The sequence below is a fragment of the Streptomyces sp. NBC_00887 genome (assembly GCF_045207585.1).
In genome coordinates, this window is sequence record NZ_CP108788.1 from 6,661,844 (window position 1) to 6,678,975 (window position 17,132).

13 protein-coding genes are annotated in these 17,132 nt (G+C 71.8%); 10 read left to right on the top strand and 3 right to left on the bottom strand.

Annotated features, from left to right (window positions below):
* Positions 1 to 2 precede the first annotated feature (2 nt).
* The 3 genes from OG844_RS30505 to mfd all read left to right on the top strand — a co-directional run bounded on the left by OG844_RS30505 (position 3) and on the right by mfd (position 7,102).
* On the top strand, positions 3 to 791 hold the full coding sequence (locus OG844_RS30505) for an ABC transporter ATP-binding protein (RefSeq protein WP_329210230.1): 789 nt from the start codon (positions 3 to 5) through the stop codon (positions 789 to 791).
* Entirely contained in the window at positions 788 to 3,367 is a 2,580-nt protein-coding gene (locus OG844_RS30510) for an ABC transporter permease (protein WP_406394606.1), read from the top strand. Before OG844_RS30505 ends, OG844_RS30510 begins: the two co-directional genes overlap by 4 nt.
* 204 nt (positions 3,368 to 3,571) lie before the next feature.
* Positions 3,572 to 7,102, top strand: coding sequence for a transcription-repair coupling factor (gene mfd, locus OG844_RS30515; protein ID WP_406394608.1), 3,531 nt, complete (start codon positions 3,572 to 3,574; stop codon positions 7,100 to 7,102).
* Here mfd and OG844_RS30520 read toward each other — a convergent pair.
* The gene (locus OG844_RS30520; RefSeq protein WP_406394610.1) at positions 7,080 to 7,703 is read right to left on the bottom strand and encodes a TetR/AcrR family transcriptional regulator; all 624 of its coding nucleotides are present in this window, start codon (positions 7,701 to 7,703) and stop codon (positions 7,080 to 7,082) included. The two genes, mfd and OG844_RS30520, sit on opposite strands and share 23 nt — an antisense overlap.
* A gap of 104 nt (positions 7,704 to 7,807) precedes the next feature.
* Between OG844_RS30520 and OG844_RS30525 the strand changes: the two genes are divergently transcribed.
* The 4 genes from OG844_RS30525 (at position 7,808) to OG844_RS30540 (ending at position 10,674) form a co-directional block, all read left to right on the top strand.
* Complete coding sequence (locus OG844_RS30525) at positions 7,808 to 8,674, top strand: SCO6745 family protein (RefSeq protein WP_406394612.1); 867 nt, start codon at positions 7,808 to 7,810, stop codon at positions 8,672 to 8,674.
* 112 nt (positions 8,675 to 8,786) lie between these two features.
* On the top strand, positions 8,787 to 9,467 hold the full coding sequence (locus OG844_RS30530) for an HNH endonuclease family protein (RefSeq protein ID WP_406394614.1): 681 nt from the start codon (positions 8,787 to 8,789) through the stop codon (positions 9,465 to 9,467).
* A 44-nt stretch (positions 9,468 to 9,511) separates the two neighbouring features.
* Positions 9,512 to 9,838 (top strand): hypothetical protein, encoded by a 327-nt coding sequence (locus OG844_RS30535; RefSeq protein WP_406394616.1) that lies wholly within the window; start codon positions 9,512 to 9,514, stop codon positions 9,836 to 9,838.
* Between the two features lie 89 nt (positions 9,839 to 9,927).
* A complete protein-coding gene (locus OG844_RS30540) occupies positions 9,928 to 10,674 on the top strand; it encodes an N-acetyltransferase (RefSeq protein ID WP_406394618.1) in 747 nt (248 codons plus the stop codon).
* Positions 10,675 to 10,726: 52 nt separating this feature from the next.
* On the opposite strand, the gene OG844_RS30545 is transcribed toward OG844_RS30540, so the two are convergent.
* Together OG844_RS30545 and OG844_RS30550 are read right to left on the bottom strand one after the other, a co-directional pair.
* Positions 10,727 to 11,434 (bottom strand): hypothetical protein, encoded by a 708-nt coding sequence (locus OG844_RS30545; protein WP_406394620.1) that lies wholly within the window; start codon positions 11,432 to 11,434, stop codon positions 10,727 to 10,729.
* A gap of 138 nt (positions 11,435 to 11,572) precedes the next feature.
* Entirely contained in the window at positions 11,573 to 12,436 is an 864-nt protein-coding gene (locus OG844_RS30550; RefSeq protein ID WP_406396317.1) for a DUF4352 domain-containing protein, read from the bottom strand.
* Between the two features lie 201 nt (positions 12,437 to 12,637).
* On the opposite strand from OG844_RS30550, the gene OG844_RS30555 reads away from it, so the two are divergent.
* The 3 genes from OG844_RS30555 (at position 12,638) to OG844_RS30565 (ending at position 17,091) form a co-directional block, all read left to right on the top strand.
* Complete coding sequence (locus OG844_RS30555) at positions 12,638 to 14,797, top strand: N-6 DNA methylase (protein ID WP_406394621.1); 2,160 nt, start codon at positions 12,638 to 12,640, stop codon at positions 14,795 to 14,797.
* Between the two features lie 99 nt (positions 14,798 to 14,896).
* Positions 14,897 to 15,523 (top strand): hypothetical protein, encoded by a 627-nt coding sequence (locus tag OG844_RS30560; protein WP_406394622.1) that lies wholly within the window; start codon positions 14,897 to 14,899, stop codon positions 15,521 to 15,523.
* Complete coding sequence (locus OG844_RS30565) at positions 15,520 to 17,091, top strand: protein kinase domain-containing protein (protein WP_406394624.1); 1,572 nt, start codon at positions 15,520 to 15,522, stop codon at positions 17,089 to 17,091. Before OG844_RS30560 ends, OG844_RS30565 begins: the two co-directional genes overlap by 4 nt.
* Positions 17,092 to 17,132 lie beyond the last annotated feature (41 nt).

Consider the following 17,132-nt stretch of genomic DNA (forward strand, 5'->3'; position numbering starts at 1 on the left):
CCGTGACAACGGCTGTAACCATTCCCAGGCACGGGGGCACTGGAGGGCGTACGGCCGTCGCTGCGCGAGCGCGGCAGGTCGTCAAGGCGTACGGCGCGGGGGAGACCCGGGTCGTCGCGCTCGACCATGTCGACGTGGACATCGCACGCGGGCAGTTCACGGCGATCATGGGCCCGTCCGGATCCGGCAAGTCGACCCTGATGCACTGCCTGGCCGGTCTGGACACCGTGACCTCGGGCGAGATCCACCTCGCCGACATCGAGATCACCAAGCTCAAGGACAAGAAGCTCACCCAGCTGCGCCGGGACCGCATCGGCTTCATCTTCCAGGCGTTCAACCTGCTTCCGACGCTCAACGCGATCGAGAACATCACGCTGCCGATGGACATCGCGGGCCGCAAGCCCGACGCGGCTTGGCTGCAGCAGGTCGTCGAGACCGTCGGTCTCGCCGACCGCCTGAAGCACCGGCCGACGCAGCTCTCCGGCGGTCAGCAGCAGCGCGTGGCCGTGGCCCGTGCCCTGGCCGCCCGCCCCGACATCATCTTCGGTGACGAGCCCACCGGGAACCTGGACTCGCGGGCCGGGGCCGAGGTGCTGTCGTTCCTGCGCAGGTCGGTGGACGAACTGGGCCAGACCATCGTCATGGTCACCCACGACCCGGTGGCCGCGTCCTACGCGGACCGGGTGCTGTACCTCGCGGACGGTTCCATCGTCGACGAGATGCAGAACCCGACGGCCGATCAGGTCCTGGACCGGATGAAGGACTTCGACGCGCGCGGGCGGACCTCATGACCGTCTGGAAGACCTCGATGCGCAACTTCTTCGCGCACAAGGGACGGATGGCGCTCTCCGCCGTCGCGGTCCTGCTGTCGGTGGCGTTCGTGTGCGGCACGCTCGTTTTCACCGACACGATGAACACCACGTTCGACAAGCTGTTCGCGGCGTCGTCGGCCGATGTCACCGTCAGCCCGAAGACCGCCGAGGGCGCGGACGATCTGCCGGAGAACGGCCGGCCCGAAGCGCTGCCCGCCTCCGTCCTCGCGGAGGTCGAGAAGGCCGACGGGGTGAAGGGGGCCGAGGGCGGAGTCATGAGCATGTCCGTCACGGTCGTCGACAGCCACAACAAGAACATGGGCTCCGAGACCGGCGCCCCGACGATCGCCGGCAACTGGACGCGCAACGACCTGCGTTCCATGGAGATCACCTCCGGTCACGCGCCGCGCGGCCCGACCGAGGTCATGGTCGACGCCGACACCGCCGAGAAGCACCACCTGAAGATCGGTGACGAGCTGCGGACCGTCGCCGTCACCGGTGACATCGAGGCGAGGATCAGCGGGATCACCGCCTTCACCGTGACCAACCCGGGTGCGGCCGTCGTCTACTTCGACACGGCCACCGCCCAGCAGAAGCTCCTCGGCAGGCCCGGTGTCTTCACCCACATCTCCGTCGAGGCCGAACCCGGCGTCGACGACGAGCAGTTGAAGAAGAACGTCGCCTCCGCCGTGGGCGCGGGCACGTACAAGCTGCAGACCCAGGACGAGGCCGCCGCGGCCAACAAGGACTCCATGGGCTCCTTCCTGGACGTCATGAAGTACGCGATGCTCGGCTTCGCCGGGATCGCCTTCCTCGTGGGCATCTTCCTGATCGTCAACACCTTCTCGATGCTGGTCGCCCAGCGCACCCGCGAGATCGGTCTGATGCGGGCCATCGGTTCCAGCCGCAAGCAGGTCAACCGGTCCGTACTGGTCGAAGCGGTACTCCTCGGCATCGTCGGCTCGGTCCTCGGCGTGGGCGCAGGGGTCGGCCTGGCCGTCGGGCTGATGAAGCTCATGAGCGCCATGGGCATGGAGCTGTCCACGAGGGACCTCACCATCGCCTGGACGACTCCGGTCATCGGCCTCGCGCTCGGCGTCGTCGTGACCGTCCTCGCCGCCTACATCCCGGCACGCCGGGCCGGCAAGGTCTCCCCGATGGCGGCCCTGCGTGACGCAGGTACCCCGGCGGACGCCAAGTCCGGCTGGATCCGGGCCGGAATCGGCCTGGTCCTCACCGGTGCGGGTGCGGCGGCCCTGTGGGCGACGACGCAGGCGGACAAGGCGAGCGAGGGCTCGCTCTTCCTCGGCCTGGGCGTGGTCCTCACCCTCATCGGTTTCATCGTGATCGGCCCGCTGCTGGCCGGCGTGGTGGTGCGGGCGCTCAGCGTCGTCGTACTGCGGCTCTTCGGCCCGGTCGGCCGGCTGGCGGAGCGCAACGCGCTGCGCAACCCGCGGCGTACGGGAGCGACCGGTGCGGCACTGATGATCGGCCTGGCCCTGGTGGCCTGCCTCTCGGTCGTGGGCTCCTCCATGGTCGCCTCGGCCACCGAGGAACTGGACAAGTCGGTCGGTACGGACTTCATCGTCCAGTCGAGCACCGGCCAACTGGTCGTGCCGCAGGCGGCGGAGGCCATCGAGAAGGTGCCCGGCATCGAGCACGTCACCGACTACAGGGCCGTCAGCGCGAAGCTCACCTCCCCCGACGGTAAGACGGAGGACGAGGGCGTCGTCGCCGCCGACCCGACGTACCAGGAGGACCTGCGGCGCAAGACGGTCGCCGGTGACCTCGGCGACGCGTACGGCAAGAACGCCATGTCGGTCGGCGACGACTACGCCGTCCGGCACGGGATCGAGGTCGGGGACGAGATCACGGTCGCGTTCAAGGCCGGCGAGACGGCGAAGCTGAAGGTCGCCGCGATCACCTCGGACGAGACGAACGTGGACAAGGGCGCGATGTACACCAACATCACGACCGTCGAGCAGTACGTCCCCGCCGACCGGATGCCCGAGAACATGATCATGTTCGCCAAGGCGAAGGACGGCAAGGAGAAGGAGGCGTACACGGCCCTCAAGAGTGCGCTCGCCGAGTACCCGCAGTACAAGGTGCAGAACCAGGCCGACTTCAAGCAGGACCTGAAGGACCAGATCGGCCAGTTGCTGAACATCGTGTACGGCCTGCTCGCCCTGGCGATCATCGTCGCGGTGCTCGGCGTGGTGAACACGCTGGCCCTGTCGGTGGTCGAGCGGACCCGTGAGATCGGCCTGATGCGGGCGATCGGCCTCTCCCGTCGCCAGCTGCGCCGCATGATCCGGCTGGAGTCCGTGGTCATCGCACTGTTCGGTGCCCTGCTCGGGCTCGGCCTGGGCATGGGCTGGGGCACCTCGGCCCAGAAGCTGCTGGCCCTGGAGGGTCTCGGCGTCCTGGAGATCCCGTGGCCGACGATCCTCACGGTGTTCGTCGCCTCGGCGTTCGTCGGACTGTTCGCCGCGCTGGTCCCCGCCTTCCGGGCGGGCCGGATGAACGTCCTGAACGCGATCGCCACCGACGGGTGAGCCTGCCCGTCGTAGGATGACTGATCCGGCCCGGGGCGTTCCTCCAAACGCCCCGGGCCGGATCCGTTCCCCGTGAAGGCGGCCCGGACCCCCTGTTGCGGGAGCGGCTGTCACACCGGAGTCGTACGCTGGAAGCCCCGGCCCGTCCTACGTGTCGGGCCCTTCGCGTTGCTCACTCCTCGCCCCACCGGACGGAATGCCTTCATGAGCCTGCACGGTCTGCTGGACGTAGTCATCACCGATCCGGCGCTCTCCGAAGCGGTGAAGGCCGCCACCGACGGCCACCGGCCCCATGTCGACCTGGTCGGCCCTCCCGCCGCCCGCCCCTTCGCGGTGGCGGCGCTGGCCCGCGAGGCGGGGCGGACGGTGCTCGCCGTCACCGCGACGGGACGCGAGGCCGAGGACCTGGCAGCGGCGCTGCGCACCCTGCTGCCCCCGGACACCGTCGCGGAGTTCCCGTCCTGGGAGACCCTGCCCCACGAACGGCTCTCGCCCCGCTCGGACACCGTGGGCCGCCGCCTCGCCGTCCTGCGGCGCCTGGCCCACCCGCGGCAGGACGACCCGGAGACCGGACCGGTCGGTGTGGTGGTCGCGCCGATCCGCTCGGTGCTCCAGCCGCAGGTCAAGGGGCTCGGTGACCTGGAGCCCGTGGCGCTGGCCGGCGGGCAGACCGCCGATCTGGGCGAGGTCGTGGACGCGCTCGCCGCGGCAGCGTACTCCCGCGTCGAACTGGTCGAGAAGCGCGGCGAATTCGCCGTACGCGGCGGCATCCTCGACGTTTTCCCGCCGACCGAGGAGCATCCCCTTCGGGTGGAGTTCTGGGGCGACGACGTCGAGGAGATCCGCTACTTCAAGATCGCCGACCAGCGGTCGCTGGAGGTCGCCGAGCACGGGCTGTGGGCGCCGCCCTGCCGCGAGCTGCTGCTCACCGAGGACGTACGGAGCAGGGCCGCGCTCCTCGCGGAGGCCCATCCCGAGCTGGGGGAGCTGCTGGGCAAGATCGCCGAGGGGATCGCCGTCGAGGGCATGGAATCCCTCGCCCCGGTGCTCGTCGACGAGATGGAACTGCTCCTGGACGTCCTGCCCAAGGGCTCGATGGCGGTGGTCTGCGACCCGGAGCGGGTGCGGACCCGGGCGACCGATCTGGTCGCCACCAGCCAGGAGTTCCTCCAGGCGTCCTGGGCGGCCACCGCGGGCGGCGGCGAGGCACCGATCGATGTCGGCGCGGCCTCGCTGCGGGGCATCGCCGACGTCCGTGACCACGCCCGTGAGCTGGGCATGATGTGGTGGTCGGTCTCCCCGTTCGCGGCGGACGACGAGCTGGACGAGGACACCCTGAAGCTCGGGATGCGCGCCCCGGAGGCATACCGGGGCGACACCGCCCGTGCGCTCGCCGACACCAAGGGCTGGCTCGCCGACGGCTGGCGCACGGTGTACGTCACCGAGGGGCAGGGGCCCGCCTCGCGCACCGTCGAGGTGCTCGGCGGCGAGGGCATCGCGGCACGCCTCGACCAGGATCTGAGAGAGATCACGCCGTCGCTCGTCCACGTCTCCTGCGGGGCCATCGACCACGGCTTCATCGACGCGGGCCTGAAGCTGGCCGTGCTGACGGAGACGGACCTGACCGGGCAGCGCACGGCCACCAAGGACCTGGGCCGGATGCCGGCCAGGCGCCGCAAGTCCGTCGACCCGCTGACCCTCCAGGCGGGCGACTACATCGTCCACGAGCAGCACGGCGTGGGCCGCTACATCGAGATGGTGCAGCGCACCGTGCAGGGCGCGACCCGCGAGTACCTCCTCGTCGAGTACGCCCCCGCCAAGCGCGGCCAGCCCGGCGACCGCCTCTACATCCCCACCGACCAGCTGGAGCAGGTCACGAAGTACGTCGGTGGCGAGGCGCCCACCCTCCACCGGCTCGGCGGCGCCGACTGGACCAAGACCAAGCAGCGGGCCAAGAAGGCGGTCAAGGAGATCGCCGCCGACCTGATCAAGCTGTACTCCGCGCGGATGGCGGCCCCGGGGCACGCTTTCGGCCCGGACACCCCCTGGCAGCGCGAGCTGGAGGACGCCTTCCCGTACGCGGAGACGCCCGACCAGCTGTCCACGATCGCCGAGGTCAAGGAGGACATGGAGAAATCCGTCCCCATGGACCGGCTGGTCTGCGGCGACGTGGGCTACGGCAAGACGGAGATCGCGGTCCGCGCGGCGTTCAAGGCGGTCCAGGACGGCAAGCAGGTCGCCGTCCTCGTACCGACGACGCTGCTGGTCCAGCAGCACTTCGGGACGTTCACCGAGAGGTACGCCCAGTTCCCCGTCAACGTGCGGGCGCTGAGCCGCTTCCAGTCGGACACCGAGTCGAAGGCGACGCTGGAGGGGCTGCGCGAGGGCTCCGTGGACCTGGTCATCGGCACGCACCGGCTGTTCTCGTCCGAGACGAAGTTCAAGGACCTGGGCCTGGTCATCGTCGACGAGGAGCAGCGCTTCGGCGTCGAGCACAAGGAGCAGCTGAAGAAGCTCCGCGCCAACGTCGACGTCCTCACCATGTCCGCGACGCCCATTCCCCGTACGCTCGAAATGGCCGTCACCGGCATTCGCGAGATGTCGACGATCACGACGCCTCCGGAGGAGCGGCATCCCGTCCTCACCTTCGTCGGACCGTACGAGGAGAAGCAGATCGGCGCGGCCGTACGGCGTGAACTGCTGCGTGAGGGACAGGTCTTCTACATCCACAACCGGGTCGAGTCCATCGACCGTGCGGCGGCCAGGCTGCGCGAGATCGTGCCGGAGGCCCGGATCGCCACGGCGCACGGCCAGATGGGCGAGAGCGCGCTGGAGCAGGTCGTCGTCGACTTCTGGGAGAAGAAGTTCGACGTGCTCGTCTCCACGACGATCGTCGAGTCCGGCATCGACATCTCCAACGCGAACACGCTGATCGTGGAGCGCGGCGACAACTTCGGTCTGTCCCAGCTGCACCAGCTGCGCGGCCGGGTCGGGCGGGGCCGCGACCGGGGCTACTCCTACTTCCTGTACCCGCCGGAGAAACCCCTCACCGAGACCGCGCACGAGCGGCTGGCGACCATCGCCCAGCACACCGAGATGGGCGCGGGCATGTACGTGGCCATGAAGGACCTCGAGATCCGTGGCGCCGGGAACCTGCTGGGCGGTGAGCAGTCCGGTCATATCGCGGGCGTCGGGTTCGACCTGTACATCCGGATGGTCGGCGAGGCGGTGGCCGACTACCGGGCGGCCGTGGACGGCGGGGTCGAGGAGGAGCCGCCGCTGGAGGTCAAGATCGAGCTCCCGGTCGACGCGCACGTCCCGCACGACTACGCCCCGGGGGAGCGGCTGCGCCTCCAGGCGTACCGGGCCATCGCCTCCGCGAACACCGAGGACGACATCAGGGCGGTCCGTGAGGAGCTCACCGACCGCTACGGGAAGCTTCCCGAGCCGGTGGAGAACCTCCTGCTGGTCGCGGGCCTGCGCATGCTGGCCCGGGCCTGCGGGGTGGGCGAGATCGTGCTGCAGGGCGCGAACATCCGCTTCGCCCCGGTGGAGCTGCGCGAGTCGCAGGAGCTGCGGCTGAAGCGGCTGCACCCGAAGACGGTCATCAAGCCGGCCGCGCACCAGCTCCTGGTGCCGCGCCCGACCGCGGGCCGGATCGGCGGCAAGCCGGTGGTGGGGCGTGAACTCCTGTCGTGGACCGGGGAGTTCCTCACGACGATTCTGGGGTCGTAGCGGATGTCGTGGCCGTGGCCGAAGTCCTGTCCGGGGTCTCCGGGTTGAAGAGCAGGCCGGTGAGCGTCCGGAACACCTCCTCGGGGCTCCGGCCGTCCACCGGTCCCTCCAGATTGCCGCTGAGCAGCAGGGTGGCGAAGCCGTGGGCGAGGGACCAGGCCGCGACGCCCGCGAGCCGGTCGTCGGCGCCGCGCCCGGATTCGGGAAGGCCGCTGATCCCCGTGCGGAGCGCTTCGGTGGCGCGCGCCTTCGCGGCGATCAGTTCCGGGTCGTCGGCGTGGTGCAGCTCGGGGCGGAACATCACCTGGAAGTGCGCGGGGTGCCCGGCCGCGAACCGTACGTAGGCCACGCCCCGTTCCCGTAGGTCCGGCGCGGCGGTGAGGGCGTCGGCGAACAGCGTGTAGCCCTCGGCGGCGATGGCGGTGAGCAGGCCCGTCCGGTCCTTGAAGTGATGGGCCGGTGCGGCGTGCGAGACACCGGCCCGGCGGGCCAGATCGCGCAGGCTCAGTGCGTCGGGTCCTTCGGCGGCCACGACGTCCAGGGCAGCGGTCAGGACGGCGCGCCGCAGGTCGCCGTGGTGGTAGGTGCGCTCACTGGTCATGGTCAGCACAGTACGCCGTATCTAGTCATTGACAAGTTCTTCGACGAGGAGCAGGCTGGAATCTAGTCAGTGACAAGATGAACCGTTCTGCGGAAGGCGGAGACATGTCCGACGAGCTGGGTCGCGTACGCCAGATGTGGCACCTGCTGGAGCCCCTGCACGCCGTCCTCTACTACGCGCCGGAAGCCTTCGAGGAGGCCGCCGGGCTCGGTCACGCGGTCGACGAGCGCTGGCCGAGCTACTTCGCCTGGCGCGCGGCGCCGCTGGGGGCGGTGGGGGCGGACCGGGTGACCGCCACGTTCTACAGCTTCAGCCCCGCGATGACCGGGAAGTACGTCCCCGACGGCTGGTCCGTGGCGGGCCCCGAGGCGGTTCTCGCGGCCCGCACCAGGGCCGTCGACCGGGCGTACCGGGTCCTGTTCGGCGACCGGGTGCACGGCCCGGAGTTCGCCGAGGCGGCCGTGCTGGCGCGGCGGGCGGCGCTGGCCGCGGACGTCACGGGCCGGCCCCTGGCCGAGGCCAACGCCGCTCTGCCCTGGCCGGACGCGCCCCACCTGGCGCTCTGGCAGGCCGCGACGGTCCTGCGTGAGCACCGGGGGGACGGTCACCTCGCGGCGCTCGTCGAGGCCGGCCTCGACCCGGTCGAGTCGCTGGTCTCCTTCGCGGCCGTCGGCGCCGCCCGCCCGGAGGTGTTCACGAGCCGGGGATGGAGCGGGGCGGAGTGGGCGGCGGGTCGGCAACGGCTGGCGGGGCGCGGACTGCTGGAGGTGGACGGGACGGCGACCGAGGCCGGGCGGGCCCTGCGCGCACAGGTCGAACGGCGCACGGACGAGCTGGCGTCGAGGCCCTGGGAGGTGCTCGGAACCGAGGAGCGGGAGCGGCTCGTGGAGCTGCTGGGGCCGCCGTGGGTGGAGGTGCTCGGCTCGGGGCTGCTGCCCTCCGAGACGACGCTGGGCATCGGGAAGGTCTGAGACGACGGTGGGCATCGGGTAGGTCCGAGACCGCGCAGGGCGCCTACTCTGGACCGCTGTGACATCTCATCGCGCAGCAAGCCGCCGAATCCGCCTGCTCCCACTCGCGGCGGTGACACTCACGGGCTCGCTCGCCCTGGCCGGGTGCGACGCCGGGAGCCTGTCTCCCGACCCTCCGTCCCGGACCGCGCCCGCCGCGGGCGGATCGGCGATGCAGGCCGTCGAGGGCCTCACCGTGAAGGGGCGGGCCCCCAGGACCGGTTACGACCGCGACGAGTTCGGCTCCGCCTGGCTGGACACCGACCGGAACGGCTGCGGGACCCGGGACGACATCCTCGCGGACCAGCTGCGCGATGTCTCCCGTGCGGCCGACGGGTGCAAGGTGCTGCGCGGGGTGCTCGACCCCGACCCGTACACGGGGACGCGCGTCACGTTCGAACGAGGGCGCAGCAAGGTCGACATAGACCATCTCGTCGCCCTGTCCGACGCCTGGCAGAAGGGCGCGCAGCAGTGGAACGACGGCAAGCGGCGCGCCTTCGCGAACGATCCGCTCAATCTCGTCGCCGCGGACTCCTCGGCCAATCGCCGCAAGGGCGACGGTGACACCGCCACCTGGCTGCCTCCCAACAAGGCGTACCGCTGTACCTACGTGGCGGGGCAGGTCTCGGTCAAGAAGAAGTACGGGCTGTGGGTGACGCGGGCCGAGCGGGACGCGATGACGAAGGTGCTGGCGGCCTGCCCGGACCAGAAGCTTCCGGCGGGCGGCAATCCCACCGAGGGGACCGGGCGTTGACCGGCGACACGCTCCGGGTGCGGCCCGATGTGAATACTGGGCGCATGTGGAAATGGCGTCTGACGGCCGTGGGCGTGAACCTGTTGCTCGGCATACCCGGAATCGTTCCGGTGTGGCTCCTCTGGTACTTCGTGTCGAACGGCCCGCTCGCGGAGGTGGGCTACACCCGGCGTGAGCCGACCGAGAACGACGGCATGCTGCTGTGGCTGGTGATCATCGTGCCGGTCGTGGTGGTGTTCGGGCTCGTGTGGTGGCGCGCCAACGGCCCGGTGCGGCGGAGAGTGCGGCTCGACCCCCTCCTGTACTGGCCGGCCGGTGTCCTGCTGACACTCGTGCCCACGCTCGCGCTCATCGTCGCCGGCTCCGTGTGACGCAGCCGATCCCCTCGGCGCCCGCTCCCGAGCCCGTGCGGCCCGGGAAATGGGTTGGCGGGTGGGGGCGGCGTGCCTAGCGTGGCCGGATGGACCTGATGATCACCACCCTCGCCGCACGGCCCGAGCTGGCCCGGGCGATGGACGAGATGCCGGACACCTGGCCCGAGTTCGTGCTCGAGGACCTCGTCGGCTGGGCGAACTTCCCTCGGATCGCCGTGGAGTTCCCCGAGTACGTGCTCGTCGCCACCGACCCGGACGGTGCTGTTGTCGCGCGGGGGTACAGCGTGCCGTTCGCCCTGGAGGCGCCGGGGCGGGGCCGGCTGCCCGTCAACGGGTGGGACCAGGTGCTGCTGTGGGCGCTCTCCGACCTGCGGCACGGGCGCACCCCCGACACGGTGAGCGCGATCGAGATCACGGTCGCCGAGGGGCATCTCGGGCGGGGGATCTCGGGCCGGATGGTGGCCGCGATGCGGGAGAACGCCGGACGGCTGGGCTTCGGGGAGCTTGTGGCCCCGGTACGGCCGAGCGCGAAGCACACCGATCCCTCGGCGCCGATGGAGGAGTACGCCAGGCGGACCAGGGACGAGGACGGCCTGCCCTGCGACCCGTGGTTGCGGGTCCATGTGCGGGCGGGCGGGGTGATCGAGGCGGTGGCGACCACGTCCATGACCGTCAGCGGTTCCCTCGCGCAGTGGCGGGCCTGGACCGGGCTGCCCTTCGACGCCGAGGGGCCGGTGGTGGTGCCGGGAGCACTGGTGCCGGTGCACTGTTCGACCGAGCACGGGTACGCGGTGTACGTCGAGCCGAACGTGTGGGTGCGGCACCGGGTGTGACAGTGCGGCCGGCCCCCGGTCCGTGGACGGGGGCCGGCCGACGGCGGGCGGGTCAGTCGGTTGTCGGTCTCTTCACGGTGAGCGGGGCGCCGAACTCCGAGAACTCCACGGTGAGCGGCTTCTCGGCGCCGTCGGTGAGGCGCATCTTCAAGAGGTGGGGCGTGCCCTCCGTGGCAACGCTCGCCGTCCACTTCTCCCGGCCCGATCCGCCGGTCAGGGTCAGGCTGGGTGTGCCGGCGATCGTTGCCTGCCTGCCCTTGCGGGTGGTCGCACTCGTCGCGGCGAGCCGGGCGAGGAGATCCTTCGGATCGCAGAAGCGCAGGCTCTGGGCCGTGCGGCTGTCGTCCGGGCGGGCCTTCACCCAGCGGCCGGCGAGCCGGTCGACGTCGGCGTCCCTGACCGGGCCGTCCGCGGCGCGGAGCATCGCCTTGTCGGACTTCGTGTAGACGGCTCCGTCCGCCCGGATCAGTTCCAGGGTTCCCGCCGATCCCAGCGAGAACGTCCCCGTGCACGCGCCCCTGGCACCCGAGGCGACGAACGCCTGGACCGGGCCGTCCGCCGTCTCCGTGGTCACGGTCAGACGTACGGTCGCGGCGGCCCGGGTGGCCGCGACTGCCTTGTTGGTGACCTCCGGGCCGGTGAGACCGGAGAACGGAGCCTGCGCCCCGGGGTCGCCGGTGAACGCGTCGCACGCGGTGAGGCCGAGTGCGGCCGCGGCGCAGAGAGCGGCTGCGGAGATGCGGGCTGAGAGGCAGCGCACGGGACGAGGCTCCGGGGTGTCAGGGGCGGGTACGGGAGTGGCCGGACCGGGAGTTGCTGTGCCGGGGCGGCCGGGGCGGCCGGGGCGGGAGTGGCCGGTGGTGGCCAGGGCGGACGGCCGTGGCCTGGCAGGGGCGGGTCAGAGCTTCAGTTCCCACTGGCTGGCGTCCCAGTCGAAGCCGGGGCTGACCTCGACGCTCAGGTTCTTGGCGTCCGCGGGGGCGTCGAAGGCGAACTGCACGGTGATCTTCTTGCCCGGCAGGACCGTGCCGCTGAAGCCCTCGCCGACCTTCCCGTCGAAGATCTGCTCGGCGTTGACGCCGTCGTCACCGGCACGGGCGTCGACGCTCACGAGTGCGGAGTCGAACTTCTCCTTCGTCTTGTTCTCGATGACGACGGAGACCTTGTAGGCCCGATTGCCCTTGGTGTGCCCTGCGGCGTACGCGTCGGGTGTGTACGCGGCGGCGTTGCTGACCGTGACCTCGAGCCCGTCGTCGTACGCGGCGGTGTCACGCCCGGCGAGGGTCTCGCCGGCGGCGGGCTCGTCATCGGTCTTCGGGGCGTCGGCCGCGTCGCCCTTCGCGTCGTCCTTGGCATCACCCTTCGCGTCGTCCGCCCCGCCCGGCTTCGCCGAGGCCGAGCTGTCCGCGACGGACTTGTTGATGTCGTTCACGACGTCGTCCACGGCCTTGAAGGTGAGCACCGCGCCGACCACCGACAGGATCAGTGCGACCAGGCCGAGCACGGCGCCGAACGTGGTCACTCCCTTGTTGTTCGCCTCGCCGCGCTTGGCCCGGCCCCGCCCCGCGAGGCCCAGGATCAGGGCGATGAGGCCGAGGATGCCCGCCAGCCAGAACATGAACGGGATCAGGCCGGAGACGGCACCGATGATGCCGAGGACGAGGGCGGCGGTGCCGAGGCCGTTCCGCGCGGGACGCAGGCCGGGTTCCTGGGCGGGGCTGTACGGCTGCTGGGGCTGCGGCGGCTGCGTGAACTGGGACATGGCTGTGCCCTCCGGCGACATGCGGGGAAGTGTGAGCGGTTCTGTGCGCCGCATCGAGCGGCGACAGGTCAATAAGACCAGAGCCTGTGAACCGAGTCAACAGCAATTCGTTCAGCACGGGTTCGTGCACAGTGTGAACCGGTGGATCGGCAACAAGTCGGTATGCTCGCCCGCAGGACGGATCTATCGGGGAGACAGCCAGTGCCGGAGAGCTCGACTGAGGTGACCGCGGCCGGGATCGCACGGCTCGCAGGGGTGGGGCGCGCGGCCGTGAGCAACTGGCGCCGTCGCCACGCGGACTTCCCCAAGCCGGTCGGCGGCACCGAGACCAGCCCGTCCTTTGCCCTGCCCGAGGTCGAACAGTGGCTGCGCGAGCAGGGAAAGCTCGCCGAGGTCCCGCTCCGCGAGCGGGTCTGGCAGCAGCTGTCCGGCCATCCGGCCGGCGCCGCCACCGCCCTGGTCCACGCAGGCTGCGCCCTGTTGCTCGTCCGGGACAGGCCCACCGCATGGCTGGAGATCACCGCCGTCTCGGACGCCCGGATGGCCCGAGTCCTCCCAGGCGCTCTGGACGACGTACTGACGGTGCACTTCGGACCCGAGCGTGCCGTTCACACCCCTGACGCCACCGACCTGGCGCCCTCGGTCCCGCTCCTGCGCTCCGCCGCCGAGCTGGCGGCCGGGACGGGTGTCCGGAAGGCCTTCGAGTTCCTCTTCGGCAGGCAGCTCGACGCCAATCCACGCCAGTACACCCTCACACCGCCCGATCTGGCCGAGCTGATGGCCGAGCTGGCCGAGCAGGACCGGGCCGGCGGCCGGCGGAGCGGGACGCAGCCCGCCCGCGCCGTCCTGGACCCCGCAGCCGGAACAGGAGCCCTCCTGCGCGCGGTCAGCGGCCCCACGGCCCTGTACGCGCAGGAGGCCGACCCCGAGCTCGCGGCGCTCACCGCGCTGCGGCTCGCGCTGCACTCCGACGGCCCCGCGCGGACGGACGGGGGAGCGCTCACGGTCCGTACCGGCGACTCCCTGCGCGCCGACGCCTTCCCCCGGCTGACCGTGGACGCCGTGCTCTGCCACCCGCCGTTCAACGAGCGCAACTGGGGTCACGACGAGCTGGCCTACGATCCCCGCTGGGAGTACGGCTTCCCCGCCCGCACCGAATCCGAACTCGCCTGGGTCCAGCACGCCCTGGCCCGTCTCCGCGACGGCGGGACCGCCGTACTGCTGATGCCCCCGGCCGCAGCCTCCCGCCGTTCGGGCCGCCGGATCCGTGCCGACCTGCTGCGCCGGGGCGCCCTGCGCGCCGTCATCGCACTCCCGGCCGGCGCCGCACCCCCGTACGGGATCCCGCTCCACCTGTGGGTCCTGCGCAAGCCGGGCGCAGGGCACCGCCCCGTGCCCGAACTCCTGCTCGTCGACACCGCCGAGACCGCCGAACCGGCAACGGGCCCGGGATCGCCGGCAGCCGGTGGCCGCGACCGGATCGACTGGACGGCCGTGCGGAGCGCGGCACTCGGGGCCTGGAACGCGTTCACACAGGATCGCGGGACCGAGGGGGGCGACGGCACGGAAGGGAAGAGCAGGGCTGTCCGCGTCGACCGCCCCGGTGTCAGCCGCGCCGTCCCCGTGATCGAGCTCCTCGACGACGACGTGGACCTGGCCCCCGCCCGCCACCTGCCGCCCCCGGCCTCCGGCGGCGGCGCGGCCGAGCTGATCCGCGTACGGGAACGGCTGGACGACACCCTGAAGCTCACCGCCCGCCTCACCCCGCCGCCCGCAGCCCCCTCCGACCTGGTCCGGCGGCCCCTCACCACGGTCGGTGAACTGGCGCGCGCGGGGGCCCTGCAGCTGCGTACCGGCGGTTCGGGCAGTGGTGCCGCACCCGTCCTCACCGAGCACGACGTGCTCGCCGGCACGGCCCCCAGCGGCTCCCCCACCACCCCGGCAGCTCCCCCGGAGGACGAGGCGCTCCTTCTCGAACCGGGCGATGTCGTCGTGCCCGTACTGGGCGGCGGCTCGGTCACCCGGGTCATCGACGACGCCACCGCGGGCGCCGCCCTCGGCCGCAACCTCCAGCTGCTGCGCCCCGATCCGGCCGCGCTCGACCCCTGGTTCCTCGCCGGGTTCCTGCGCGGTACCGCCAACAACCGGCAGGCCAGCAGCTACGCGTCCACCGCCACGCGGCTCGACGCCCGTCGTCTCCAGCTGCCGCGACTGCCACTGGCCGAACAGCAGAGGTACGGCGAGCAGTTCCGCGCTCTCGCCGCCTTCGAGGACGCGCTGCGCACGGCCGGGCGGCTCGGCGGCCGGCTGGTCCAGGGCATGTACGACGGGCTCACGGACGGCACGGTCGCGCCGAAGTGATGTGAAGCACAACGGTTGTGCACAACCCGGGACCCGTTGTCCGTGTCGGTGTATACGCTCACACCACCCGTCCGACACACGCCCTTCCAGGAGCAGCACATGCATGGCTACGGCTATCCGCCGGAGCAGCAACCGAGGCGCCGCCCGTCCCCGGCGACGCTTGTCACGCTGCGCGTGCTCTTCGTGGCCCTCACCATGTTGAGCTGTGGCTTCCTCGCCTGGGCAGCCATGCTGAGGCTGGCGATCGTCACCCGCAGGAAGCTCGACTGGTATCTGCTCGCCCTCGTGTTCGCGCTGAACGTCGGACTCATCGTGTTCTTCGGGACGTTGCCCGAAGACGCCGAAGAGATGACGGACGCGGAGGCGCTCATCGGCATCGGCTGGCTGTTCGTCGTCGTCGCAGGCACGGTCACCTACTACCTGTACGCCGAAATACGCCACTTCGGACCGTACGGCGGTTCGCGCCCGGGGCCGTCCCCGCTCCCGTACGGCGGTTACGTGCCGCAGCAGACCGTGCCTTCCGCACCCGCGGCGCCCAGGCCCACCTACGGCTACCCGCCCGTTCCGACGCCCCCGGCGCAGCCGCCTGCCGCGACGCCTCCGCCCGCCCCCGCGACGCCTCCGCCCGCCGTGCCCTCGCCCGCCTCGCCGCAGCGCCTGGACCAGGTGCGCGCCGAGCTCGACGAGTTGAGCGACTACCTCCGCAAGGAGGGCGGCAGCCAGTGAACGGGCGCGTCATCGCGGGGCGGTACGAGCTGGCGACCATCCTCGGCCAGGGCGGCATGGGCCAGGTCTGGACGGCGTACGACCAGCGCCTGGACCGCCGGGTCGCGGTCAAGCTCCTGCGCCCCGACCGGGTGGCGGGCCCCTCCGGAAGCGACGCGGCCGACGAACTGCGCCGTCGGTTCGTCCGGGAGTGCCGGGTCACCGCCCAGGTCGATCACCCCGGTCTGGTCACGGTCCACGACGCGGGCGGCGACGACGACGACCTCTACCTCGTCATGCAGTACGTCGAGGGCGCCGACCTCGCCGACCACCTCGCCGAGCATGCCCCGTACCCGTGGCCCTGGGCCGTCGCGATCGCGGCCCAGCTCTGCGCCGTGCTCTCCGCGGTGCACGCGGTGCCGATCGTCCACCGCGACCTGAAGCCCCGCAACGCGATGGTCAGGCCCGACGGCACCGTGATCGTGCTCGACCTCGGTGTCGCCTCCGTCCTGGACACCGACACCACCCGCCTGACGCACACGGGCTCACCGATCGGCTCCCCGGCCTACATGGCACCCGAGCAGGCGATGGGCGGCGCGGTCGGCCCGTACACCGATCTGTACGCACTCGGGGTGCTCCTCCACGAACTGCTCAGCGGAGATGTGCCGTTCGCGGGTTCCACCGCCCTCGGTGTGCTGCACCGCCATCTCTACGAGCCGCCCCTCCCGGTCCGCCATCTCCGGCCCGAGGTTCCCGAGGCGCTGGAGGCGCTCGTACTGAGGCTCCTCTCCAAGGACCCGCAGCACCGCCCTGCCTCCGCCCAGGAGGTGTACGAGTCGCTGCGCCCGCTGCTGCCCGTCGGGGGCGCACCGGCGGGCCCGCTCGACCCGACCCGTCCCTTCCTCCGGCCCCACGCACCCTGGCCGGACCGGGCGGCCACCCCGGCGTCCGCGCCCGTGCCGGCCCCGGTGCCCCTGCCCACGCAGCAGACGGCGACGACCCACGCGCCGCCCGCCCGCCGGGATGTCGCACAGGCGGTGGACGAGGTGAAGCAGCTTATCGGCGAGGGCCGGATCACCCAGGCCGTGGACATCCTGGGCGGCATCCTCCCGGCGGCCGCGGCCGAGCACGGGGAGCACTCCCCGGTCGTCCGGATCCTGCGCAAGCAGTACGCGGCCACGCTGATGGACGACGGTCAGTACCGCCGCGCGCTGCCCGAACTGCGCCGTCTCGCCGACGACCGCGCCGCCGAGGCGGGCCCGGCCGACGCCCAGACCCTGCAGTTCCGCTACGACGCGGCACAGTGCCTGGAGCAGCTGGGCGAAGCGGCCGCGGCGCTCACCGAGTACCGTGCGGTCCTCCCGTACTACGAGAACGCCTACGGGGCGCCGCCCCCGGACCGTTCCCGGGCCTTCGACATCCGGCACCGCATCGGGCACCTGCTGCTCGCGGTCGGCGACCACGCGGCGGGGCGCCGGCAGCTGCAGGGGCTGCTCTACGACGCGGAGCGCACGTACGGCCCGCACCATCCGCTCCCCGTCGAGCTGCGCAGGCAGCTCACCCATCAGCAGGACGTGCGCGGCGGCTGAGATCCGGCCCCGGCGGCGCCCCGAGAGGCCCGCCGCCGCAC

Coding starts and splice junctions, on each gene's coding strand:
- OG844_RS30510 (WP_406394606.1), top strand. CDS start 788: ATGACCGTCTGGAAGACCTCGATGCGCAACTTCTTCGCGCACAAGGGA.
- mfd (WP_406394608.1), top strand. CDS start 3,572: ATGAGCCTGCACGGTCTGCTGGACGTAGTCATCACCGATCCGGCGCTC.
- OG844_RS30520 (WP_406394610.1), bottom strand. CDS start 7,703: ATGACCAGTGAGCGCACCTACCACCACGGCGACCTGCGGCGCGCCGTC.
- OG844_RS30525 (WP_406394612.1), top strand. CDS start 7,808: ATGTCCGACGAGCTGGGTCGCGTACGCCAGATGTGGCACCTGCTGGAG.
- OG844_RS30535 (WP_406394616.1), top strand. CDS start 9,512: ATGTGGAAATGGCGTCTGACGGCCGTGGGCGTGAACCTGTTGCTCGGC.
- OG844_RS30540 (WP_406394618.1), top strand. CDS start 9,928: ATGGACCTGATGATCACCACCCTCGCCGCACGGCCCGAGCTGGCCCGG.
- OG844_RS30550 (WP_406396317.1), bottom strand. CDS start 12,436: ATGTCCCAGTTCACGCAGCCGCCGCAGCCCCAGCAGCCGTACAGCCCC.
- OG844_RS30560 (WP_406394622.1), top strand. CDS start 14,897: ATGCATGGCTACGGCTATCCGCCGGAGCAGCAACCGAGGCGCCGCCCG.